General features: G+C 40.2%; 18 protein-coding genes, 2 tRNA genes and 1 rRNA gene. 15 read left to right on the forward strand and 6 right to left on the reverse strand.

The window, feature by feature from the left end:
* Window positions 1–11 precede the first annotated feature (11 nt).
* The 5 genes from rrf (at window position 12) to LB450_RS04345 (ending at window position 4,306) form a co-directional block, all read left to right on the forward strand.
* A 5S ribosomal RNA gene (gene rrf / locus LB450_RS04325) occupies window positions 12–120 on the forward strand.
* Between the two features lie 708 nt (window positions 121–828).
* Window positions 829–3,411, forward strand: coding sequence for a DNA mismatch repair protein MutS (gene mutS / locus LB450_RS04330; RefSeq protein WP_224486637.1), 2,583 nt, complete (start codon window positions 829–831; stop codon window positions 3,409–3,411).
* A 148-nt stretch (window positions 3,412–3,559) separates the two neighbouring features.
* Window positions 3,560–3,631, forward strand: a tRNA-Gly gene (locus LB450_RS04335).
* Between the two features lie 6 nt (window positions 3,632–3,637).
* Window positions 3,638–3,722 (forward strand) — tRNA-Leu (locus LB450_RS04340).
* 44 nt (window positions 3,723–3,766) lie between these two features.
* Entirely contained in the window at window positions 3,767–4,306 is a 540-nt protein-coding gene (locus LB450_RS04345) for an RNA methyltransferase (RefSeq protein ID WP_224486638.1), read from the forward strand.
* Here LB450_RS04345 and uvrB read toward each other — a convergent pair.
* The 5 genes from uvrB to LB450_RS04370 form a co-directional block, all read right to left on the reverse strand.
* Entirely contained in the window at window positions 4,303–6,309 is a 2,007-nt protein-coding gene (uvrB, locus tag LB450_RS04350; RefSeq protein ID WP_224486639.1) for an excinuclease ABC subunit UvrB, read from the reverse strand. The two genes, LB450_RS04345 and uvrB, sit on opposite strands and share 4 nt — an antisense overlap.
* A gap of 113 nt (window positions 6,310–6,422) precedes the next feature.
* Complete coding sequence (locus LB450_RS04355; RefSeq protein ID WP_224486640.1) at window positions 6,423–7,121, reverse strand: SIMPL domain-containing protein; 699 nt, start codon at window positions 7,119–7,121, stop codon at window positions 6,423–6,425.
* Window positions 7,122–7,144: 23 nt separating this feature from the next.
* Window positions 7,145–9,733: a T9SS type B sorting domain-containing protein gene (locus LB450_RS04360; protein WP_224486641.1), complete on the reverse strand. Its 2,589-nt coding sequence runs from the start codon at window positions 9,731–9,733 to the stop codon at window positions 7,145–7,147.
* A 26-nt stretch (window positions 9,734–9,759) separates the two neighbouring features.
* Window positions 9,760–10,584, reverse strand: a complete 825-nt coding sequence (locus tag LB450_RS04365) for an ABC transporter permease (protein ID WP_224486642.1) — start codon at window positions 10,582–10,584, stop codon at window positions 9,760–9,762.
* Window positions 10,585–10,593: 9 nt separating this feature from the next.
* Complete coding sequence (locus LB450_RS04370) at window positions 10,594–11,493, reverse strand: ABC transporter ATP-binding protein (protein ID WP_224487047.1); 900 nt, start codon at window positions 11,491–11,493, stop codon at window positions 10,594–10,596.
* An 89-nt stretch (window positions 11,494–11,582) separates the two neighbouring features.
* On the opposite strand from LB450_RS04370, the gene LB450_RS04375 reads away from it, so the two are divergent.
* Both LB450_RS04375 and LB450_RS04380 read left to right on the forward strand, forming a co-directional pair.
* Window positions 11,583–12,629 (forward strand): hypothetical protein, encoded by a 1,047-nt coding sequence (locus LB450_RS04375; RefSeq protein ID WP_224486643.1) that lies wholly within the window; start codon window positions 11,583–11,585, stop codon window positions 12,627–12,629.
* A 69-nt stretch (window positions 12,630–12,698) separates the two neighbouring features.
* Window positions 12,699–14,639 carry a M1 family metallopeptidase gene (locus tag LB450_RS04380; RefSeq protein ID WP_224486644.1) on the forward strand — a complete coding sequence of 647 codons (1,941 nt, stop codon included), beginning with the start codon at window positions 12,699–12,701 and terminating at the stop codon, window positions 14,637–14,639.
* Window positions 14,640–14,712: 73 nt separating this feature from the next.
* Here the strand turns inward: LB450_RS04380 and fabD are convergent, their stop codons facing one another.
* The gene (gene fabD / locus LB450_RS04385) at window positions 14,713–15,597 is read right to left on the reverse strand and encodes an ACP S-malonyltransferase (RefSeq protein ID WP_224486645.1); all 885 of its coding nucleotides are present in this window, start codon (window positions 15,595–15,597) and stop codon (window positions 14,713–14,715) included.
* Between the two features lie 586 nt (window positions 15,598–16,183).
* Here fabD and LB450_RS04390 point away from each other — a divergent pair.
* From LB450_RS04390 to lysS, 8 genes are all read left to right on the forward strand, one after another.
* On the forward strand, window positions 16,184–17,566 hold the full coding sequence (locus tag LB450_RS04390) for an anthranilate synthase component I family protein (RefSeq protein ID WP_224486646.1): 1,383 nt from the start codon (window positions 16,184–16,186) through the stop codon (window positions 17,564–17,566).
* Between the two features lie 9 nt (window positions 17,567–17,575).
* A complete protein-coding gene (locus tag LB450_RS04395) occupies window positions 17,576–18,142 on the forward strand; it encodes an anthranilate synthase component II (protein ID WP_224486647.1) in 567 nt (188 codons plus the stop codon).
* Window positions 18,143–18,167: 25 nt separating this feature from the next.
* A complete protein-coding gene (trpD, locus tag LB450_RS04400) occupies window positions 18,168–19,163 on the forward strand; it encodes an anthranilate phosphoribosyltransferase (RefSeq protein WP_224486648.1) in 996 nt (331 codons plus the stop codon).
* Window positions 19,160–19,930: an indole-3-glycerol phosphate synthase TrpC gene (trpC, locus tag LB450_RS04405; protein WP_224486649.1), complete on the forward strand. Its 771-nt coding sequence runs from the start codon at window positions 19,160–19,162 to the stop codon at window positions 19,928–19,930. Before trpD ends, trpC begins: the two co-directional genes overlap by 4 nt.
* Entirely contained in the window at window positions 19,927–20,562 is a 636-nt protein-coding gene (locus LB450_RS04410; protein WP_224486650.1) for a phosphoribosylanthranilate isomerase, read from the forward strand. The genes trpC and LB450_RS04410 overlap by 4 nt, the downstream gene beginning before the upstream one ends.
* Window positions 20,555–21,739 (forward strand): tryptophan synthase subunit beta, encoded by a 1,185-nt coding sequence (gene trpB, locus LB450_RS04415; protein WP_224486651.1) that lies wholly within the window; start codon window positions 20,555–20,557, stop codon window positions 21,737–21,739. Before LB450_RS04410 ends, trpB begins: the two co-directional genes overlap by 8 nt.
* 408 nt (window positions 21,740–22,147) lie before the next feature.
* Window positions 22,148–22,909, forward strand: coding sequence for a tryptophan synthase subunit alpha (trpA, locus tag LB450_RS04420; RefSeq protein WP_224486652.1), 762 nt, complete (start codon window positions 22,148–22,150; stop codon window positions 22,907–22,909).
* Between the two features lie 932 nt (window positions 22,910–23,841).
* Complete coding sequence (gene lysS, locus LB450_RS04425) at window positions 23,842–25,533, forward strand: lysine--tRNA ligase (protein ID WP_224486653.1); 1,692 nt, start codon at window positions 23,842–23,844, stop codon at window positions 25,531–25,533.
* Window positions 25,534–25,554 lie beyond the last annotated feature (21 nt).

The following is a 25,554-nucleotide window of genomic DNA, read 5'->3' on the forward strand; positions in this document are numbered from 1 at the left end:
GCACTAAGATTTAAGGTGGTTATAGCAACGGGGCTCACCTCTTCCCATTCCGAACAGAGCAGTTAAGCCCGTTAGCGCCGATGGTACTACATACCGTGGAAGAGTAGGTCGCCGCCTTCTTTATAGAGAAAACCCTGACTTTTTAGTCAGGGTTTTTTTTTGTTTAAAAAAAATGCCCTTGGCTTAGTGAATGAGCTAAGATGACCCTCATATAAACGATCATCAGCGTGGAAGAGCCTGCCCGAACGCCAGCCTGTTTCAATTCTGTCAGGTTACCTTCAGCTGCGGGCGTGTAGGTCGCCGCCTTCTTTATAGAGAAAACCCTGACTTTTTAGTCGGGGTTTTTTTTGTTTAAAAAATGTTCTTGGCTTAGTGAATGAGCTAAGATGATCTCTCTATAAACTATCATCAGCGTGGAAGAGCCTGCCCGAACGCCGACCTGTTTCAATTTTGTCAGGTCACCTTCAGCTGCGGGCGGGTAGGTCGCCGCCTTCTTTATAGAAAAACCCTGACTTTTTAGTCAGGGTTTTTTTTGTTTAAAAAAATGCCCTTGGCTTAGTAAATGAGCCAAGATGACTCTCATATAAACGATCATCAGCGTGGAAGAGCCTGCCCGAACGCCGACCTGTTTCAATTCTGTCAGGTCACCTTCAGCTGCGGGCGGTTTGGTCGCCGCCTTCTTTATAGAAAAACCCTTCATTACACATGTAATGAAGGGTTTTTTATTTTTACTGCATTTTGACTTTCTTATCTGATTTCCTTCTACAATTTAGTATTTTAGCTTAAAAAATTGTGGCCAAATCTAAGTCTCCTAAGTCAACCCCTTTAATGAAACAGTACAATACTATCAAGGATAAATATCCTGATGCGATGTTGTTATTTAGAGTCGGGGATTTCTACGAAACCTTTGGAGAAGATGCCGTTGCCGCCTCCCGCATACTCAATATTGTACTTACCAATCGGAATAATGGCGGAGAGCGTTCAGAACTTGCCGGTTTTCCTCATCATTCCCTTAATACCTATCTTCCGAAACTGGTAAAAGCAGGGCTGAGAGTGGCTATCTGTGATCAGCTCGAAGATCCAAAGCAAACCAAAACCATCGTTAAACGCGGTGTTACCGAATTAATTACGCCCGGCGTATCCTTTAATGACGATGTCTTGTCACGAAATGACAATAATTTTCTGTGTTCCATTGTCCTCGGCCCAAAAGATAACTATGGAATATCCTTTCTTGATGTTTCCACAGGTGAGTTTTTAGTATCTGAAGGCAGTCTTGAAGATGTAAATAAACTCATTCAGAATTTTTCACCAAGCGAGATTTTGATTTCAAAAAAACAAAAGACTTTACTGGCCGAACAGCTGGGAAGCCAGCAACCTTATTTCTACCTCGAAGACTGGGTGTTCAAATTTGATTTTTCCAATAACCTTATCAATTCCCATTTCAAAACCACATCAGTTAAAGGTTTTGGAATACAGGATTATAATGAAGGTCTGATTGCTTCCGGAGCTATTCTTCATTATTTGTCTGAAACCAATCACGCACAGCTTCAGCATATCAATAACTTATCCCGAATTCCTAAAGAAGACTATGTCTGGATGGATAAGTTCACCATTCGAAATCTCGAATTATACCAGTCCACGACTTCAGAAGGCGTTTCGCTTATCGACATCATAGATAAGACGATTTCGGCCATGGGCAGCCGACTCTTAAAACGCTGGCTTGCCTTTCCGCTCAAGAATCAGTATAAAATTAATCAACGCCTTGAAACGGTTAGCTTTTTAAAAAAGAATCAAAGCCTTCAACATGAAATCAGATCTTATTTAAAAGAGATCAATGACCTGGAACGCCTGGTATCCAAGGTGTCGACTCAAAAAATTAACCCGCGTGAGCTTTTACAGTTAAAAAATTCCCTGGATATTATCGCTTCATGTCAGAAGACTTTAGAAAAATCCGGACATGAGTCTTTGGTGACCATCGCCGATCATCTCAATCCCTGCGATGTGTTAAGATCCAAAATTGAGTCGTCGATTTCAGAAGAGCCTCCAGTCAATATTCTAAAAGGAAATGCGATTAAATCAGGTTACTCTGATGAGCTGGACGAATACCGAAAAATCGCTTTTTCCGGGCACGACTACCTCGATGAAATGCTTGACGCCGAATCCAAAAATACTGGGATTCCAAGTTTAAAGATTGGCAGTAATAATGTTTATGGCTATTATTTCGAAGTCAGACATGCCCATAAAGATAAAGTGCCGACCGACTGGACGAGAAAACAAACCTTGGTCAATGCCGAACGCTACATAACCGAAGAATTAAAAGTTTACGAGGAGAAAATTTTATCTGCGGAAGAGAAAATTTCAGGTTTGGAGCAAAAATTATTTCAGGAGCTTGTCATTTGGACTCAGGATTATATGAAAGTGATTCAGCAAAATGCCTTTCAGATCGCACAGCTGGATTGCCTTTCCGGATTTGCTCAGCTTGCTCTTGAACACAATTATGCCAAACCCCTTATTGATGAAGGCTTCGAATTATCTATTAAAGAGGGAAGACATCCAGTCATTGAAATGCAGCTCAAAGCTGAGGAAGAGTACATCAGTAATGACCTTTTCCTGGATCAGGAAAGCAACCAGATCATCATGATCACCGGACCGAACATGAGTGGTAAGTCGGCTCTGTTAAGGCAAACCGCTCTTATTGTTTTACTGGCACAAATGGGAAGTTTTGTACCGGCTACTTCCGCAGAAATCGGTCTGGTAGATAAGATATTTACTCGCGTTGGCGCCAGTGATAATATTTCGATGGGCGAATCTACATTCATGGTAGAGATGAACGAATCGGCGAGTATATTGAATAACTTGTCTAGCAGAAGTCTTGTTCTTTTGGATGAAATCGGACGCGGAACCAGTACTTACGACGGGATTTCGATTGCCTGGGCCATAGCTGAGTTTCTGCATGAACATCCCAGTAAGGCTAAAACATTATTTGCAACGCATTACCACGAGCTTAATGAAATGTCCAAGCAATTTGACAGGATCAAAAATTTCAACGTTTCTGTCAAGGAATTAAAGGATAAAGTTTTGTTTCTGAGAAAGCTCGTTCCTGGAGGAAGCGAGCATAGTTTTGGGATTCATGTGGCTAAAATGGCGGGTATGCCACAGTATGTGATTCAAAAAGCAAATACTATTTTAAAGAAACTGGAATCCCTTAGGGATACCAATGACGACTCTTCCTCTCTAAAACAAGCCGTTCAGCCTGAGCCACAATTGAGTTTTTATAATATGGATGATCCTCTGCTTGAGCAGATTAAGGATGAGATTTTGAGACTTGATATCGATACACTGACTCCGGTTGAAGCCTTAATGAAACTTAATGAAATCAAACGCTTGATAACGCCAAAAGCCAGGAAGTAATTTTATTATATTTTAGCGAAAAGGTTTTGACAAATCAATTAAAATATTAAATTTGCACTCGCAATAATTACTGTGAAAGTAGCTCATAGTTGGAGCATCATGCGCCCGAGGCATATGAGTGTCGCTTTTGAGATTGAAATATAGTAATGCGAAAGTAGCTCAGGGGTAGAGCATCACCTTGCCAAGGTGAGGGTCGCGGGTTCAAATCCCGTCTTTCGCTCTTTCCGCTCGGATGGTGGAATTGGTAGACACGTTGGACTTAAAATCCAATGACCATTGCGGTCGTGCGGGTTCAAGTCCCGCTCCGAGTACAAACCCTTTGAGAAATCAAAGGGTTTTTTTATTAAAACAAGTTATGCCTAGAAAATTAAAAAATAGCGAACTCGTCCGTAAAACCGATGATGAGTTTAAAGCCTCGTCTAAGACACCTTTGATTTTAATTTTGGACAACATCAGAAGTCTTAATAATATTGGTTCTGTGTTTCGAACCGCCGATGCGTTTTTGATAGAGAAGATTTATTTGTGTGGTATTACGGCATCACCACCTCATAAAGATATTCAAAAAACAGCTTTGGGAGCCACTCAAACAGTAGACTGGTCTCATAGAGAAAGTACGCTGGCACTCATTCAGGAATTAAAAGAAAGCGGTGTTCAGGTCATGTCCGTTGAACAAGCTGAAGATTCAGTTTCTCTGGAGGAATTTCAACCAGACCAAAATTTAACCTATGCTTTTGTTTTCGGAAATGAAGTGAAAGGTGTGCAGCAAGCTGTTGTTGATGCGTCTGATGCCGTTCTGGAAATCCCTCAGCTTGGCACCAAACATTCTTTGAATATTTCAGTTACTGCAGGGGTGTGCGTATGGGACTTCATGTCGAAAACTCAGTTTAAGCCCTAAGCTTTCTCCTTTTCAAGCTTTTCCTGAAGCATTTTCAACTCGTCTCTGAACCTTGCAGCTTCCATAAAATCCAAGTCTTTTGCAGCTTTTTCCATAGACTTTCTCACCAGCGTCATTCTCTTTTTCAAGTCTGTTGCATTGTAATTTTCTGCAGCTTCTTCAGCAGCTTGTAAAGTTGGAGTTTCAATGACTTCATAAGGCTTTTCTTTTTTGCCACTTAAAGCTGAATTGTGCGCTTTTTTAAGAGCCTGAGGCGTAATGTCATGTTTCGTATTGTGCTCGATTTGTTTGGATCTTCTGTATTCGGTTTGATCTATGGTTTTTTGCATGCTGTCTGTGATTTTATCAGCGTAAAGAATCGCCTTTCCCTCAAGATGACGAGCAGCACGACCTATAGTCTGGGTCAAAGTTCTATTACTTCTCAAAAAGCCTTCTTTATCAGCATCTAAAATAGCTACTAATGATACTTCTGGTAAGTCCAAACCTTCCCTCAATAAATTCACTCCTACCAACACATCAAAAACACCTTTTCGTAAATCAGACATGATCTCCACACGTTCTAGTGTGTCTATATCACTATGTATGTAGCGTGTTCTGATTTTCACCCTTGTCAGGTATTTGGTGAGTTCTTCAGCCATTCGTTTGGTCAAAGTGGTTACCATTATCCGCTGGTCTTTCTCGACTCTTTTATTGATTTCTTCAATTAAATCATCAATCTGATTTTGACTTGGTTTCACTTCAATGACCGGATCCAGTAAGCCTGTTGGTCGTATGACTTGCTCGACATACACGCCATCGCATTTTTGGAGTTCATAATCTGCAGGAGTGGCACTCACATAGACTACCTGGTTTTGCAAAGCCTCGTATTCTTCAAGTCTCAAAGGCCGATTATCCATGGCTGCTGGTAATCTGAATCCGTAATCGACAAGATTTTCTTTTCTGGATCGATCCCCTCCGTACATCGCTCCAACTTGCGGAACGGTCACATGACTTTCATCTACAATCATCAGATAATCATCTGGAAAGTAATCCAATAAACAGAAGGGTCTTGTGCCAGGCTGTCTTCCATCGAGATATCTGGAGTAATTTTCGATACCCGAACAGTAGCCTAATTCTTTAATCATTTCCAAATCAAAATTGGTTCGCTCTTCAATACGTTTGGCTTCTAGGGGCTTGCCTAAGTCTTTGAAATATTCTATTTGCTTACCCAGATCAATCGCGATTTGGTCTATGGCTGAGTTCAATACATCGGGCGAAGTAACGAATATATTGGCAGGATAAATATTCAGCTTATCATACTTTGCGATGATTTCGTTGGATTCTACGTTAAACGCCTCAATTTCTTCGATTTCATCTCCAAAAAAGTGAATGCGATAGGCATGGTCGGCATAACCAGGAAAAATATCCAGGGTGTCTCCTTTTATTCTGAAATTGCCACGGTTAAACTGAACTTCAGTTCTGGAATATAAACTTTGAACCAAACGCTGAAGCAATTTTGTTCTTGGAATTTGCTGATCCACTTCAACTGAAATCACATTTTTCTGAAATTCAACCGGGTTTCCAATACCGTAAAGACAACTCACAGATGCCACCACCAGAACATCTCGGCGTCCTGAAAGCAAGGAAGATGTAGTACTTAACCTGAGTTTTTCGATTTCATCATTGATCGACAAATCTTTTTCAATATAGGTTCCACTCGAAGGAATAAAGGCTTCAGGTTGATAATAGTCGTAGTAAGATACAAAATATTCAATAGCGTTTTCCGGAAAAAAAGCCTTGAACTCTGAATATAACTGAGCGGCAAGCGTCTTATTATGAGCCAGGACCAAAGTAGGCTTCTGGACACTTTCAACAACATTGGCCATCGTAAACGTTTTTCCAGAACCTGTGACTCCAAGCAAAGTCTGATAGCGTTCATCACTGTTGAGCCCTTTGATCAACTTATCAATGGCCTGAGGCTGATCTCCGGTAGGTTTAAAGTCTGACTTTAAATTGAATTTCATTCAAATTTATTTTTGCTAAGATACCTCGCTTCTAAATCAACACAAAGTCAAAGCACTTCCTTTGGCATTAATTTCACATGTATGAAATTCAGAAAAGAACTCAAAAAAGCATCTTATTTTAAAACAAATCTCACCAGGACTTCGCTGCTGATTTTAAACTGATCGAAAGAAAGATTAGTTGTTGCTTCTTCTTGGTTACCGGTCGTATTACTTCTTACCTGCATGCCTTCAGCCTGACCCTGCATAGCATAAAAGTAGGAATTGGTTTCTGAAATAAAAAGGGCCTTACCGAGCTCCTGACTGATTGCCCCTGCCATTGCCTGAGCATTTTTCATAGCATTCGCCACGGCTTTAGCCTTCATCGATGTTTGAAATTCTTTGATTTTGGAATGTTCCGTTTTATTCACATTGACGTTGGCGATGCCTATGTTTTGCAGGCTTCTTAAAGCATTTCCTAGGGTAGATGCCTGATAAACCAAAAGGGTGTAGTGTTTGGTTTTTATAACTTTTTGGCCAGCAAAAAAGTAAGATTTAAAATCGCTGCTCGCATTGGCTACGAAAAGCTGTTTATCAATATCTATAGCGAGTTTTTTAAATTCTGAGATCATCTGTTGTTCCAGTTCTTCAAGGCTTGAATTACCGCTTATTTCTTCTTCAGAAATAAGGATATCAAGATAAATTCGGTCTGGAGTCACTAAGGTATCTGCCGTTCCTTTTACCTCAATAAAAGGCTGATCGATAAAGTTTTTTTGCTGAGAATAGAAGCTAGAGAACGCAAGTATAACAAGAAAAAGGCTTAAAAAGAGTCTCATACGATTGGGTTTTGTTTATAAAGTTAGCGTTTTAAGGTGAAACTCCCCGTTTTTATAATTCCTTCGGTTAAACGAACGCGATACCAATAATCATCACTAGGCATATTCCTGCCATTATAGGTCCCATTCCAGCCCTTGTCTTTATTTGTAAAAGAGGTCATAAGTTTCCCGTATCTATCATAAACCTGCAGCAGGATATCTTCTTCTTTATTTTCAAGCTGGCCGTTCATTTGCCAAAAGTCGTTGATGCCATCTCCGTTAGGGGTGAAAAACTCCATGATGCCAAGAACCCCAATGGTTTTTTCTGATATTCCACATCCGAATTTATCTCGTACAAAAACATCATAAATTCCCGGGTTTAGATTTTCAAATGTATTGGACTCTTGAAAATTAGCAGGTTCCTCAATAGCATATTCATAATCCCCCAGACTTGAAGGGTCAACATTTATCTGAATGGACTTGTAGTTGGTTTTGTCTTCGACTTCAACAGAAAATGAAGCTATTTCAGACTCATTGATTATGAAGGTTTTTCTCAGACTACAATTAATACCTTTAATATTTACATCAACACTATATTGTCCTGCTGCATTAACTGATATTTGAGAGGAAGTATCCCCTGTAGACCATAAATAGTCATACACTAGAGGGTCGTCCCCTGAATTTAAAGGACTGATTTCGATGGTATTAGGAAACTCTTCAAGACAATAGATAAGCGTTTCATCACCCGTATTTATGTCAGGTAAAGCTTTTGCGATAAGTTCGAATTCTATAAGATTATGACAGACTCCAAAAGTAGAGACATCGACAAATAGAGAGGTGAGGTTTTGATTATTCACAAAGTTGGACGTAACTTGAATAGGATTGGTTTCTGATGCGGCATCAGCCATAGACCTGTAAAGCTTCACATCAATTTCATCTGTATTTATCTGAACCTGCTTACTCAGTTTTTCACGAATTTTGGTTAAATCAAAAACAGCGTCGCTCCCCTCTTCTTTACAGGTGAATAGTTCATCGTCTTCAAAAGCTGGGCTTTGGTTAAAGGTCACTGTGGCAATACCAAATGAAGGGCAATCCCCAGTGTTTAAGTCAACTTCCAGACGGTAATTTTGCTCAACTGGAAAATCGGCAGTCGGGTTTTGACTGATATTTAAAATGTGACCGGTTTCGCCTGGCAGAACTATTCCATCTTTAGACCATGTATAAGTCGCTCCGGGTATATCCTCGTAGCTTAGTTGATAACTATAGGTGTCGCAAAGGGAGACCTGCTCAATGACTTCTTCATTATCGGCTTCAACGATGGGAATTCTTTTGCTGAAAAGTGACTGGATAAAAGGCGGTAAGCCAAATGTTGCTATTCTTCCATTTAAAGCTATAGCGCCTTCAGATATATTTTGTGTGTAATTTGTGGCTGCTCCTATTTTATTTGGATTATTAATCACACCTAATTTAAAAGAACCAATAAGTGAATGATAAATTTTACCATCTGGACCTAGTTGCAAGGCTGTGTTGTATTGACCTGTATTTGCAATTGTCTCAATCGAATTAGGGATGTCACTGGAATCTATATTCCATTGATAAATTTTAGCTGCTGTATCGCTAACTGTAGCGTAAGCTTTGGTTCCATCCTGAGAAAACTCAGCCCCATAGGCATTGACATCATCTATTAATTGAATTGGATTAGACACTTGTCCGGTCAGATTATCGAAATCATATAAATAAACATTCCCTTCTCCAAAATCCTGATTACCATTTATAGGGTTATAATTGGTTGTATTATGAGCAATCAATAACTTATCTCCCTGTGGTGAAGCTTTTAAATAGCCTAATGCAGCTCTTCTGTAGTTGGTAATTTCTATTAAGGGTTGTACTGTTGATTCTACAGGAGTTTTATCGATACCAAATTGATCTATCAGAAACGCATAAAATTTATTTCTAAATTGAGTAATCACCCAAACAGAATTGCAGTCACGCCCTCTTACGGCTGTGATTTTCTCGGAAGCTTTGTATTTTATTTCTTCGGAATCTGTAAGATCGTAGGTAATAAGTTCATTATTTCTTTCACCAGGAATAACATCGCCCAGGTCCGCATTTAGAGACATATCAACAATGGAATAGTTTAAGCCATTATTATAACCATCATCATCTTGAGGTACGCTGTGCGATGTGACATCTGTATAAAAAGGGATGGAATTTCCATTTGCATCCGCAGGGCCTTGATTAGGGTAAGCATTAGCATTTTCGTGATGAGGCTCGTCGACCGTAAATACAAAATAAAGATTGGGATTTGTAGGGTGGGGAACGATTAAGCCACTGGAAGTACTCGAGGGATCGCCGTTTAATCCCGTGCCCCCAAAGTAGTTAGCATTTGGCATGATCTGGTGATTTCTGTTCCAAATCGTCCTGCCATCGGTGTACATTAGCAGATTGCCATTAACGTCTGAAATAGAGGAACAACCTTCGTTAGTGCTCAATTGTCCATTGATTAGTGCAGAGGGAGGATTCGTGTTGAAAGTTATACCTGCATTATTTCCAAAATACCAGTTATCAGCTTGTCCCTGAGCGTAAAGAGAAACACTAAATATGCAAATTAAAAACGCCAGGATTTTATTCAAGGGTAAAATGTTTCTTCAAATATAATTTAAAGATCTCTTTTTTGTAAGAGTTTCCAGGAGGAATAAATGAAGATAAAACTCCAGGCCAAGACAATGAGTAAGGTCGACCATTCCACATCGTAGGATTTTGTAAATTCTGAATTTAGTTGCGTTGCTGCCGATTTTACAATACCTAATCTGGTGAAAGGTTCTATGATTAAATTGCTCATCGATTGCAGGGGTAAAACGTTCAGGATAAAGTCTAAAGATTCCGCTTGAAATTTGATAAATAATTGAACAATCCCTTCAAAAATCCATAGCAGGAAAAGAAATCCTAAAGCAAAGGCTGAACGCTTTAGTAATATTCCAAAAAACAAACACATGGAGAAGAATCCCACTAACTTTAAAAAATAGGCAAAGATGTATTCAAGATCAGAAAAAATGATACTGAATTCATCATAATCAGAAAAAATCAATCCTAAAACCAAACTGACGATAAACAGCAGTAAAGTAGAAGCTATGGCAAAGCCTAGAACGCCATAAAACTTCGATAAGATGAATTCTTTTTTACTCAAACCGTCAATCAGGTTTTGCTTTAAAGTTCGGTTGGTGTATTCACTGGAAACCATGGATACGATGACTACGGCAAGGAATAATTTTAAAAAGGCGACAAAGTAGGCGTTGAAATGCCAGATGAAAGGGAAATTGAAAATTCCCTGATCTGCTAATCTGAAATCGATGGATCCAAAGTTGAACTTGATAGAGGCAAACAAGGCGATGGCGCTGAAAAGGATAAAATAAATAAGGCTGAGAATTTTTGCAGCTCTGTTATTCCTGAGTTTGTGAAATTCTATGAGAAAAAGTCTTTTCATTGTTTAGGCTTATTGATTCTTGGTTAATTTTAAAAACTGCTCTTCCAAAGTTTCTTTACGTTTGACAAGATGTGTGAGTAAAATTCCTTTGTCGAAGCATTCCTTATTGAGAAATTTTGCTTCGTAAGGCTGGGCTAAGATCGCTTTGATTAAGCCGCTGTCTTCTTCATCATAACGTTCGATAGCTGAGTGCGTGTCGAGGAATGATTTTAATTCGTCTTTATGTTCGCTTTTTAATTCAAAAAAACCATGTGTAGCATTCAATTCGTCTACAGGTCCGGCATATAATTTCACTCCCTTACGAATGACAACGACGTGGGAACACACTTTTTCAACTTCATCGAGTAGGTGAGAAGCCAGTAAAATCGTCATGCCGTCAGCAGCAATTTTCTTAATGATTTCTCGAATCTGATGAATGCCCTGAGGATCCAATCCGTTGGTAGGTTCATCCAAAATAAGAATTTCGGGATCATTTAGCAAGGCTGAAGCGATAGCCAGCCGTTGTTTCATCCCCAATGAATAACTTTTGAAGTGATCTTTCTTTCTGTCGTGAAGATTTACAATTTCCAAAACATCATCAATTCTGGAATAGTCAACTCCTTTAATTTTACAAACCAATTTGAGATTATCTTCAGCACTCATGCTTGGATAAAAGTTGGGGCTTTCAATTATGGCGCCTACTTTTTTCAATGCTTCATGTGTATTCATCTCCCCTCCAAACCATTCAAATGAACCAGAGGAAGGGTTAACTACATTGAGGACCATGCCCAAAGTAGTAGATTTTCCACTGCCGTTTGGACCCAGTATCCCATAAACATTTCCTTTTTGAATATTGAAAGTCAAAGCATCTACTGCTGTGAGACTCCCGAATTTTTTAGTAAGCTCTTTTAATTTTAAAATAGTTTTCAAGGCTAAGTGGTTTCCTGTAAGACGAAAAGCTCTGGCCAATGTTACATTTTAAGCTAGCAAATTTGCTACCTTTGAGGAAAAAGCAGTTTATGGAAAAGAAACTCATGTCTAAAAAAAAGCCCACGTTTGCTATAAATGAGAATCTCAATAAATACCTGCAGACTTACAATAGAAACACCAAAATTCCAGTTTCTTATGATGATTTATTGAGGTTTTCGGGTTCCATAGTCGTTTATGATAGACATGATGAAGACACCTTGTGGGTGAGGTGTTATTATTCTGATTTTGATCGCGAAGAAATCGATAATAGCCTAAAGCGGGTCTATCTCATTCTCCATTCAGACGGACGAAGCGAACACATGGATTTTCTCAATGTGGATGCGATAGATTACTGCACTTTTGGGAATTCCAAACCTTTCAGAATAAAAATAAGAAATGTTCTGAATGATAACTTCACCTACTTCTATGTGAAAAAGGCAGATGCCTCCAGAATTTATGGGTTAGACTTTGAGCATATTCTGTCTCCGAACCGTATCAATTTTTTAGTGTATAAAGATACTTTGATAGAAGAGCATATTGCAGGAATTCCGGGGGATGTTTTTATTAAAGAACATCTGCCAGAATGCACCGAAAGGGCAAGGAATGAAATTGCCAAGCAGTTTGTGAAGTTCGATGAGCGATGTACGCTAAGACTTCTAGGCGATATGCGTTCTTATAATTATGTGGTTATTCCAACTCATGATTTCGATCATGTGGATTATAAAATCAGAGCTATAGATTTTGACCAACAAAATTATGAAGGGAATCTGAAAGTTTACCAGCCTCATTTTTTCAAAGAAAACCGACCCTTGGTAAACATGGTCTCAGAATTACTGCAGGATACTTCAGTGGAGCAATACCGAAAAGAAGAGCGTTCTCAAGTGGCGAAACGCCTTATCACTTCAGAAAAAAGATTTAGAATGTTGATACGCTGCATGATCAAAGACAGAGTATCCACAGATGAAAATGTAAAAATGCTCAAAAAACAGCTGGTAGATTATACCAGAGACATTCGATTCAAACGCTGCAGAACCATGGGGCATATTTTAAAAACAGCTTTGGATTTTGTGAAGAGAAATTACCTGGAGATAGAATAATTCAAACTCTCAGCATCGCTTATATTCTTGTTTTTTCTATTTTAGAGACCGAATTCAAAACATATAATTATGAATAAAATAAATTTTCTATTTCTAGCTTTTGGTTTAAGCATTTTTACTCTGCCTTCGGCTTTTGCTCAGTTAGACAATAATCAATCTGAATTTAATGAATTTATGGATAGGTCTGGAAATGTCTATAGGTCAGCCTCAGGAAAACCAGGTCCAGAATACTTTCAAAATGAAGCAGACTATACCATAAAAGCTAATTTGGATCCTGAAACACACACCATTACAGGGCGAATCATCATGGAATACACCAATAACAGTCCGGAAGATTTGGACTACATCTGGATGTATTTGGAACAAAATAGATTTACCCAGGATTCCAGAGGAACTTTAACGACTCCAGTACAAGGCAATCGTTACAATGGAGATCCTTTAGATGGTGTCAAAATTTCAAACCTTCAAGCTAAAGTTAAGCGTTCTACTTCTACCAAACATCTCATCACAGATACGAGAATGCAGGTGTTTTTTGATGAGCCTTTAAAAGGCAGTGGTGGAAAAGCTGAGGTTTCTATGAATTTCGAATTTGAAATTCCCGTTAATGGAATGGATAGAATGGGTCGTCTTAGTACTCAAAATGGAGAAATCTATGCTATCGCTCAGTGGTTTCCACAGGTTGCCGTTTTTGACGATATTGAAGGATGGAATGTGGAGCCTTACTTAGGTGCAGGTGAATTTTATTACGATTATGGCGATTTTGATGTTGAAATCACTGTTCCTCATAATTACTTAGTTGTGGCATCAGGAGAGCTTCAAAATCCAAAAGATGTCTTGTCATCTAAAGTTTATGATCGCTATGAAAAAGCACTGGAAAGCCAGGAAACGGTCACCTTAATTTCTTCTGACGAAATTGGGGATTCCTCTATGTTTGCGAATCAAACCGGTACTCAAACCTGGCATTATGAAATTGAAAACTCAAGAGATTTTGCCTTTGCCGCTTCCAAAGCTTTTATCTGGGATGGTGCCCAATTCAATTTGCCTAGTGGTAAAACTGGTTTAGCACATTCTGCATATCCTGTAGAAAGCAACGGGGAAAATGCCTGGTCCAGATCTACAGAATACAGCAAAGCATCCATAGAATACTATTCCAAAAAATGGTACGAATATCCTTATCCTTCAGCGGTCAATGTAGCCGCAGATATCGGAGGAATGGAATACCCGGGACTTAACTTTTGCAGCTGGAAAAGCACAGGTGGAAGTTTATGGGGAGTGACCGACCACGAATTTGGTCACAACTGGTTTCCTATGATTGTAGGGAGTAATGAAAGACGTTATGCATGGATGGATGAAGGGTTTAATACCTTTATCAACTACTATTCTACTCAAGCTTTTAACGATGGGGAATACCCTACACGACTGAATCAGCCAAGAACACTTACAGGTTGGTTTTTAAGCGAAGAGCGAGAAGGGATCAATACCTATCCGGATGTAGCTAATTTGAGAAACCTTGGCATGATTGCCTATTACAAGCCTGCATTAGGCCTGGTCACTTTAAGAGAATACATTCTTGGAGAAGAGCGCTTTGACTATGCCTTTAAATCCTATATCGAGACCTGGGCATTTAAGCATCCCCAGCCCAAAGATTTCTTTAATCACATGGAAAATGCCGCAGGTGAAAATCTATCCTGGTTTTTTGATGCCTGGTTTTACGGTACAGGAAATATTGACTTAGCCATAGACTCCTTAATAGAGCGGGATGGGGCTTATTTCTTGACAGTTTCAAACAATGGAGATATTCCGATGCCGGTCCACATGCAAATCACTTTTGAAGATGGAACGACAGAAAAGAAAAGTCTTCCTGTGGAAATCTGGCAGAGAGGGGATACCTGGACCCATAAATTTGAAACCAAAAAAGAAATAAAATCTATTGAAATCGATCCTGAAAAAATCCTGATGGACGTCAATTTTTCTAATGACTCATGGCCAGTGAATCTTTACAAGGACTAATGTATAATCTTAAACCAAAAAGCCTCGCTTCAATTCGATGAAGCGAGGCTTTTTTAGTTTAAACAAATATAGGTTATAACCCAGAAATGCTGTCTGCATTTATTTGTCTGTCCACTTTTCTCAATAAGCCCTGAAGAACTTTTCCAGGACCCACTTCGGTAAAGTCAGTGGCACCGTCGGCAAGCATTTGCTTCATGGTTTGTGTCCATTTGACGGGGGCTGTCAATTGCTTCATCAAATTGGTCTTGATTTCTTTAGGATCTGAAACCGCTGTCGTGGTCACATTTTGATAGATTGGACATTCTGGCGTGCTGAACTTGGTAGATTCAATTGCTTTTGCCAATTCTTCTCTTGCGGGTTCCATCAGCGGTGAGTGAAAGGCTCCTCCTACAGGGAGTAATAAGGCGCGTTTTGCTCCCTTTTCTTTCAATGCTTCGCAAGCCTTTTCTACAGCCTCATGAGATCCTGAAATCACTAACTGGCCGGGACAGTTGTAATTGGCGGGAACCACAACACCGTCGATGCTTTTACAAACCTCTTCCACCACGTCATCCTCAAGGCCCAAAACTGCAGCCATGGTAGATGGGTTGATTTCGCAGGCTTCCTGCATTGCCAAGGCGCGTTTATGAACCAGCCTTAAGCCATCTTCAAACTCCAGAGTGCCATTGGCTACCAGGGCAGAAAATTCACCTAAAGAATGCCCGGCTACCATATCAGGCTGAAAAGAATCGCCCAGGACTTTGCTTAAAATCACAGAATGTAAAAAGATAGCGGGTTGAGTGACTTTGGTTTCCTTCAGGTCTTCCGCAGTGCCTTCAAACATGACTTTGGCAATATTAAACCCAAGGATATCATTGGCCTGATGAAACAGAGTTCTTGCTTCTTCCGAAGAATTGTACAAATCCTGACCCATTCCTATGAACTGAGCCCCTTGTCCGGGAAATATGTATGCTTTCATAAGTGTTTATTTAATTTAGATGCCAAAGATACCATTTTGAAGAATTTTAAAAGCAAAGGGTGGAGTTCTCGATGTAGTTTATCCTGAGCGATACTCGAAGGGCTCGAACATAAAACATAAAAGAGATGCATGAATATAAACAAGTAGTGTTGTTATTGAAACCTGTTTTGGGCTAACACATTAAGTTCCAACATAAATTTAATTTCAAACAAACACCTTAGAGGAAAATTGGAATGAAGTTTTTATATTTAGAATTGATAAACGATATCCATCTTTACTATTTTGATTTAAGTGTAGTTATTTTGTCTAGGTCCAAGTCTGAGCGTTTTTGTTTAGGTTCGAGCTGCCTGTGCTGAGCGAAGACGAAGTAGAGTCGAGAACAAACAAAATTTTAACATCTGTGGATTTAGAAATAAAAGAATATTATTCCTATGTTTGTAACATGTTTAATAACAAAAACAATTCTTGGTGGTGGTCTTTATTACGTCAAACGTCGTGATGTAGATCCTGCTATGTATATATTTCATAAAGGCTTGTCTATCACGACAGGCCTTTTTTAATTTTTAAAAACGTTGAGTCTTAAACTATGAGTTATTCTTTAAAAACCACCTATCAGAAGTTACTTGCAGATACGTTTACCCCGGTAAGTGCTTATCTTAAAATCAGAGATAAATATCCGAATTCTTTACTACTGGAAAGTAGTGATTACCATGCCAATGACAACAGTTTCAGTTATATCTGCTGCAATCCCATCGCTCATTTTAAAGTAGAACAGGAGGAAATCGAATTTAAATACCCTGACGGCACTTTCAAGAACATCGATATTGATAAAAGCATTAATGTAGCTAATGAATTAAAAAAGTACCTGGCCGAATTTGAAGTGGAAGATCATAACTTTAAATTTCTAACTCAGGGGCTTTTTGGATTTACCACTTACGATGCGGTTCGGTATTTTGAAAACCTGACCATCGATAAAAGCAAGTCCAAATTAGGTTTGCCCGACATGCTGTACAACGTGTTTCAAAATGTGATTGTCATCAATCACTTTAATGATGAAGCTTATGTCTTTAATCATGCTTATGATGGAACAGATCGTATCCCTGAACTGAAATCCCTTTTGAAAAACCAGAATTATACCGAGTATGATTTTGAATTGGATGGAAAGGAAGAATCGCCGATCACCGATGAAGAATTTATGGAATACGTAACCAAGGCAAAAGCGCACTGTCAGCGTGGAGATGTCTTTCAGATGGTAATGTCCAGACGATTCTCTCAGGGTTTTAAGGGTGATGAATTCAATGTGTATCGAAAATTGAGAAGCATCAATCCGAGTCCGTATTTATTTTACTTCGATTTTGGAAATTATAAAATATTTGGAAGTTCACCAGAAGCGCATTTAGTGGTTCAGGATGGTAAAGCTGAAATTCATCCGATTGCCGGCACCTTCAAGCGAACCGGAAACGATCAGGAAGATGCGGCAATGGCTTTAAAATTATCGGAAGATATCAAGGAGAATTCAGAGCACGTGATGCTGGTAGATTTAGCCAGGAATGACCTGAGCCGCCACGGCAAAAACGTAAACGTGGAGACCTACAAAGAAGTTCAGTACTTCTCGCATGTCATTCACTTGGTGAGTAAAGTCACTGCCGTAGTCCAGCCCGAAGACAGTTTGAAGTTGCTGGGAGATACCTTTCCGGCAGGAACTTTAAGCGGCGCCCCAAAACATATGGCGATGTCTTTGATAGAAAAGTATGAAAACATCAGTCGGGAGGCCTATGGCGGTGCGATAGGTGTTATCGATTTCAAAGGAAATATGAACCAGGCCATTATCATCAGGAGTTTTGTAAGTAAAGATTTAAAATTGCACTTTCAGGCGGGTGCAGGGGTGGTCAGCGACAGTACCGAAGAAAACGAACTGCAGGAAGTCATCAATAAACTTGGAGCTTTACGTAAAGCTTTAGATCAATAAAACGAAATCATGAAGAAAATATTAGTCATAGATAATTACGATTCCTTTGTGTACAATCTGGTGCATTATCTGGAAGAATTTGATGCCGAAGTCACGGTTAAAAGAAACGATGAGGTCGATCTCGATGAGGTGGCCCAGTACGATAAGATATTGCTTTCGCCGGGACCTGGTATTCCCGACGAAGCGGGACAGCTAAAAGCCATTATTAAAGCTTTTGCTCACGAAAAACCAATGCTTGGGGTGTGTCTCGGTCAACAGGCCATCATGGAAGTTTTTGGCGGCGAACTGTTGAATTTGGACAAGGTTCACCACGGTGTAGCAACAGAAATAAAAACGCTGGTAGACGATGAACTCCTGTACAAAGATTTACCCACTACCATGATGGTTGGGCGTTACCATTCATGGGTAGTGAAGCAGGAATTACCAGATTGTTTGGTAGCCACCTCCGTCGATGAACAAGGTCAAATCATGTCCCTTCGCCACAGAGAATACGATGTAAGAGGAGTTCAGTTTCATCCGGAATCAGTGTTGACACCTGAAGGCAAACAAATGATTAAAAACTGGATAGAAAGTTAACTAACCTCTCAAACGCAATTTTACTATGAAAGATATACTTAATCGCCTTATACAGCAGGAACAACTTTCCAAGGAAGAAGCCAGGGGGGTGTTGCTTCAAATCTCAAATGGGGAGTTTAGTGACCTTCAAATCGCCTCTTTTTTGACCGTGTTTATGATGCGTAGCATCAGCGTAGAAGAGCTGGAAGGCTTTCGGGATGCGCTTTTAGAGCTTTGCATTCCTGTTGATTTCAAAGGTGAAACCGTTATGGATTTATGCGGAACAGGCGGTGATGGTCAGAACACGTTCAACGTCTCCACGGCGGCTTCTTTTGTAGTGGCAGCTATGGGTGTAAAAGTCGCCAAGCACGGGAACTACGGCGTGTCTTCTGTGAGTGGAAGTTCTAATGTCTTGGAAGCGATGGGTGTTAAATTCTCGAGTGAACAAGGCTTTTTAGATCGTTGTCTCGATCAGGCTAATATTGCAATTTTACACGCACCATTATTTCATCCGGCGATGAAAAATGTAGCACCCATTCGGAAGTCTTTAGCTTTAAAAACCTTTTTCAATATGCTCGGGCCTATGGTCAATCCAGCTAAACCCGACTTACAACTGGTAGGTGTTTACGATCTGGAGCTCTTGAGAAAATACCATTATTTGTATCAGAAAACCGATAAGACTTACTGCATTCTGCATGACCTCAATCGGTATGATGAGGTTTCTCTGACTGCCAAAACCAAGTGCGTGACCAAATCAAAAGAAATGTTTTTGTCTGCACGAGATTTCGGCGTTTTGCCAGTTACCAAAGAAGAGATTTATGGAGGTAACACCGTAGAAAGTGCCGCCGATATTTTTTATCAAATTTTAAGAGGTAAAGGAACTGAAGCCCAAAACAATGTGGTGTGTGCCAATGCGGCCACGGCTTTTTCCACAGCAAAATCTATTGGGGTAGAAGAGGCTTTCAAGGAAGCAAAAAGTATTTTGAAAGGCGGAAAAGCCTTAGAAGTATTAAATCAACTAAAAACCATAAGTCAGTCATGAAAAGGATTTTAGAAGAAATTATAGGTTACCAACAATTGGTCGTCAACCTCAAAAAACAGAAAATGCCAGTCGAGGTCTTGACGTCTTTTCCTGAGTTTTCAAGCCCAACACGCAGCTTAAAGCAGGCAGTGGCAAAATCAGAACAAGGAATTATCGCTGAATTCAAAAGACGTTCGCCCAGTAAAGAAACGATAAACCTGAGGGCTGATGTGATGGAAATCGCGCAAAGCTATGAACAAATGGGGGCAGCCGGAATGTCGGTGTTGACCAATCAGCGCTATTTTGGAGGAAGCTTGGAGGATCTGCAACTGGCTAAGTCGGTGTGTAACTTACCTATACTTCGTAAAGACTTTACGGTGGATGCCTATCAAATTTATGAAGCCAAAGCTTATGGTGCAGATGCGATTTTGCTCATCGCTAACGCTTTACCTTCAGAAAAACTGGAGGAGCTGTCAGTTTTAGCGCATGACTTAGGTTTGGAAATTCTGTTTGAAATTCACGAAGCTGAAGAAATTGAAAAACTAGCTCCAAAGCATATCGATCTCATCGGGGTCAATAACCGGAACTTAAGAACTTTTGAAGTGGATATTCAGCAGGGACTGGATATGTTGCCACATCTGCCTTCAGAATTGTTGAAAATCTCAGAGAGCGGGATTCAGGACACGGCAACGATCGAGAAATTGATTCAGCAGGGCTTTAACGGCGTTCTGGTAGGAGAGTTTTTTATGAAACAAAACGCCTCAGAACACAATACAAATAATTTATGAAAGTAAAAGTCTGTGGGATGAAGCATCCCGAAAATATTAAGGCGCTTGCCGAGTCGGACATCGATTATATGGGTTTTATTTTCTATAAAAAGTCTCCGCGTTTTGCAGAAACTCCTGAAGAGCTTCCCGGCCGAATTCAGAAAGTAGGGGTGTTTGTGAATGAGGACATTGCTCTCATTGTGGAGAAGGTAAATCAATTCGGATTACAGGTGATTCAGTTACACGGGGATGAAACCCCCGATTTTTGTCTGGAGCTCAAAACGGCACTAGAAAATACAGGGCAGGCTGAGATTGATTTATGGAAGGTGTTTTCGATAAAATCTGCTTCAGATTTTAAAGGCGTTGAAGCCTATTGCTCTGCTGTTGACGGCTATTTGCTGGATACCAAAGGTCAGTATCGCGGAGGCACAGGTCAGAAATTTGACTGGCAGTTGCTGAAGCAGCAGAATTTTTCAAAACCCGTGATGCTCAGCGGGGGCATTGGGCCGGTAGATGCGGAACAAGTGAGTCAGTTATATAAAGACGGCCTGATTGCGGGCGTTGATGTCAATTCAGGGTTTGAAGATGAACCCGGTCTTAAAAATACAAATTTAATACACGAATTTTTACAAAACCTTAGAACCTATGAGTAAGTATAGTGTGAGTGAAAAGGGATTTTATGGAGATTTTGGCGGGGCCTATATCCCGGAACTACTGTATCCCAATGTCGAAGAATTAAGACAAAACTATAAGCAAATTATAGGGACGGATGATTTTCAGAAGCAGTTCAAAAGCCTTTTGAAGGACTATGTTGGCCGACCTACGCCACTATATCTGGCTGAAAATTTGAGCGAAAAGTATAAGACTAAAATCTATCTGAAGCGAGAAGACTTGTGTCACACGGGTGCTCACAAAATCAACAATACGGTAGGCCAAATTCTTCTGGCCAAAGCGCTAGGAAAGCACCGCATCATCGCCGAAACAGGTGCAGGACAGCATGGCGTTGCGACAGCAACGGTTTGTGCACTGATGGGTCTGGAATGTATTGTGTACATGGGGGCCGTCGATATCGAGCGCCAGGCGCCAAACGTAGCCCGCATGAAAATGCTGGGTGCCAAAGTAGTTCCAGCTGAATCTGGAAGTAAAACGCTAAAGGATGCGACGAATGAAGCGATTCGCGACTGGATCAACCATCCGAAGGACACGCATTACATCATCGGTTCTGTGGTAGGCCCGCATCCTTATCCGGATATGGTCACGGAGTTGCAGAGTGTGATTTCCAAAGAAGTCAAAGCTCAGATGCTGGAAAAAGAAGGTCGTGAACTGCCAGATTATGTGATCGCCTGTGTAGGTGGTGGGAGTAATGCCGCTGGTCTTTTTGCAGATTTCATGGATCACGAAGAAGTAGGCATCATCGGTGTGGAAGCTTCAGGTAAAGGAGTTGAAACAAATGAATCTGCCGCCACTACAATTTTGGGACGCGAAGGGATTATTCATGGCAGTAAAACGCTGCTGATGCAAAACACCGACGGGCAAATCACCGAGCCGTATTCCATTTCCGCAGGATTGGATTATCCGGGTATTGGACCTTTGCATGCGCACTTATTCAAAACAGGTCGTGGTAAATTTGTATCGATCACCGATGCCGAAGCTATGGCAGCTGGTCTGGAACTGAGCCGAATGGAAGGTATTATTCCGGCTATAGAAACGGCTCACGCCTTTGCGATTTTCAAATATCTGGATTTCAAGGAAGACGATGTGCTGGTGTTTAACTGCTCGGGACGTGGAGATAAAGATCTGGAGACGTATAGGAAGTATTTTGGGTATTAAGGTTTTGTCTATGTTACCTGATAGTGATAAAAATAGAACAAAGACTATAGAACAAAGAGTAAAGAACATAGAAAAAAGATAGCTTAAACCTTAGTGTTCTCCGTGACCCTGTGATAAGAAAAGAACACAGAACATGGAGCAAAGAACAAGATGTCAGTTCGAGTAATCCCGACCGTTTTGTTGGGATTGTATCGAGAACTAGAGATGATTTCAAATACAATAGTTGTTGATCTGTAAAAAGTCAAGAGCAAGAAACAAAGAACAAAGAAAAAAGATAAGATAGTTTAAACCTTAGTGTCCTCCGTGACTCCGTGGTAAGAATACACTTTAAAAGGTGACAAAAAAACGATAATTAATAAGTGATTTTTACTTCTAATATAATTACCTAGCGATACAAAACTAAAACCTATGAACAGAATAAATAAAGCCTTAGCTCAAGATAAAAAACTGATTTCCATTTACTTCACGGCGGGTTACCCGCAGCTGGAAGACACCACTGAAGTCATTAAACGCCTTGCAGAGGCAGGAACCGATGTGATCGAAATCGGTTTGCCTTACAGCGATCCCTTGGCGGATGGGCCTGTGATTCAAAAAAGCTCAGAACAGGCTTTGCGAAACGGCATGAGTACTCAGAAATTATTTAAGCAGTTACAGGGTATTCGCGATGAGGTAGATATTCCTTTGATTGTGATGGGCTATTTCAATGCCATGCTACAATTTGGGGTGGAGGACTTTTGTAAGGAATGTGAAGCTATCGGTGTTGATGGCATCATCATGCCCGATTTGCCTATCGATATTTTTGAAAGAGATTACAAAGCCCTTTTTGAGACCCACGGACTCAAATTTGTGCCGCTTATCACTCCAGAAACTACAGTAGAGCGCATCAAAACCATCGACGATTTGGGCGATAGTTTTGTGTATATGGTCAGTTCTTCCAGTACCACAGGGGGTGAGCAGGGGTTTGGCGAAGAGGCCATGTCTTATTTCAAACGTATCTCCGACATGAATCTGAACAACAACTTAATGGTTGGTTTTGGCATTAAAGATGCGTTTAGCTTTGAGCAGGCCAGCCGACATACCAGCGGTTGCATCATCGGCTCTGAGTTTATCCGCCGACTGACTAATGAAGGGATGGAGGGCATAGCTCCTTTTATTAAGTCGCTGAAATAAGAAGTTTTCCTGCTTTAAAAGGCCGGATTGTGTTTTTTATTTTTTTTGAATTTGCTTTCGTTTGCTGTACAGCTTAGCGATATCCAGCTTCTAGGTTTTGAGAAGGCCTATACCTCCGTCCGTTGAGCGTGAAGACTGGAGTTTAAATATGATAATTGATGATGAGAGCAAGACTGAAGGTTTTGATGAAAAAGTAATAAGAAGACTAAAAGGAAATCCTCTTGCAATTATTTTATTCGATGACTGACTTTACTGTTGGTATACAGATAGTTTTAGCTTTTTTAGTGAAAAGTATAATTCATTTCTTGAAAAGGGGCGTAGCTCTGGTATCTCCATGGAAAATGGGCATCATAAAATTCGAAGGGCGTAGCCCTGACATTTTGTTTATGGGCAGATATGAGATTCCAGAGTGCTGCCCCTTCATTTATTCCCATGTATTGAGTTATAAAGAGGAGTGGGCGCTGCCTCAAAATCTTCTTGCTTTAATTCTCTTTGAGGCTTTTGTGTTTTAATTTTCAAAACATTTTTCAAATAGGAGCGTTAGTCCTGATATCTTCATAGAAAACAGGCATTACAGAATTCGAAGAGCGTAGCCCTGACATTCTGTTTTTGGACAGATTGAGATTTTCAGGGCACCGCCACCAAAATCAATTAAATAGAAAATAAATCTAATGATTGATTTCAATTAATCTCTTAAGCCACTTCAAATCCTTCAGACCAATCTCCTCACCAAGTACGTTTCATTAAAGTGTGCTGAAAACATAGAGCTGGAGATCTAAAAGCGTCAAGTTGACGTTCATCAAATTCAGAAGAAATAAAAAAAATAGAAAACTAAGAACATTTCTTAAAATCTTAGGGGTTTAATCTTAGGATTATAAAAGATATTGTTGGATTGTCGCTATCTTTGCGGCTTTAGAAAAAATTACAGACTCATGCAATTATCAGAACAAGAACGCGTAAGGCGAGATAAACTGGCTACTCTTAGGGAAATGGGCATCGATCCTTATCCCGCAGCTCAATTTGATTATTCCCACACATCTAAACAGATAAGGGAAAAGTTTGAAGATGGCGAAAAGGTGGTGGTTGCTGGTCGTTTGGTCTCGCGAAGAATCCAGGGAAAAGCCTCTTTTGCTGAGTTGCAGGATGGGGAAGGTCGCATTCAGGTGTACTTTAACCGCGATGAGATTTGTACGGGGGAAGACAAAACTCTGTACAATGAGGTCTATAAAAAATTGCTGGATATCGGTGATTTTATTGGGATAGAAGGAGAGTTGTTTACAACTCAGGTCGGTGAGAAAACCATAAAAGTGTTGGATTTTCAACTGTTGAGTAAAGCTTTAAAACCGCTACCGCTTCCTAAAAAAGATAGAGAAGGCAACGAATATGATGGGTTTCATGATGCTGAGCAGCGCTATAGACAGCGTTATGCCGATTTGGCTGTGAATCCTGATGTAAAAGAAATTTTCAAAAAACGATCGGCTTTGTTTACAGCGATGCGGAATTTCTTTAATGCTGAAGGTTATATGGAGGTGGAAACGCCAATTCTGCAGTCCATTCCTGGTGGTGCAGCGGCCCGTCCGTTTATCACCCATCACAATGCTCTGGATATTCCGTTGTATTTGAGAATCGCGAATGAACTATATCTAAAACGCTTGATCGTCGGTGGCTTTGACGGGGTGTATGAGTTTTCTAAAAACTTCAGAAATGAAGGCATGGACAGAACGCACAATCCCGAGTTTACAGCGATGGAAATTTATGTGTCTTACAAGGATTATAACTGGATGATGAAGTTTACCGAGAATTTGCTGGAGCATTGTGCACTGCAGGTGAATGGAACAACCAAAGCCAAGTTTAAAGAGCATCACGTGGACTTTAAAGCACCTTACAAACGTGTGACCATGACCGATGCCATTATAGAATATACAGGGTTTGATATTACCGGCAAGTCTGAAGCTGAGCTAAGAACAGCAGCTTTGGACATGGGCTTGGAAGTGGATGAAACCATGGGAAAAGGGAAGTTAATCGATGAGATTTTTGGTGAGAAATGTGAGGGTAATTTTATAGAACCAACGTTTATCATCGACTATCCCAAGGAAATGAGTCCGTTGTGTAAAGAACACAGAAATAATCCAGACTTGACCGAGCGATTTGAACTGATGGTCTGTGGTAAGGAAATCGCCAATGCCTATTCAGAGTTAAATGATCCTATTGACCAGCGTGAACGTTTTGAAGATCAGTTGAAGCTGGCTAAAAAAGGCGACGACGAAGCCACTGAGTTTATCGATTATGATTTCTTAAGAGCTTTGGAATACGGAATGCCGCCAACCTCTGGTTTAGGTATTGGTATGGACAGATTGATCATGTTCCTGACGGATAATCCGTCTATTCAGGAAGTCTTGTTCTTCCCGCAAATGCGACCAGAGAAGAAAAAAGTTGAGCTCACCGAGGAGGAAAAAGTAGTTTTGGAATTACTAAAACAGGAATCGCCACAAGAATTGGAGAGTCTAAAATCCAAATCTGAGTTGAGTAACAAAAAATGGGATAAAGCTGTAAAAGGCCTTAGAAGTAAAGATCAGGCTACCGTTGATAAAACAGACGAAGGTTTGTTTGTTAGATTGTTGTAAAAATTGCTTGAAAACTTAATG

This window comes from Psychroflexus curvus (assembly GCF_020164585.1).
Taxonomy (GTDB): domain Bacteria; phylum Bacteroidota; class Bacteroidia; order Flavobacteriales; family Flavobacteriaceae; genus Psychroflexus; species Psychroflexus curvus.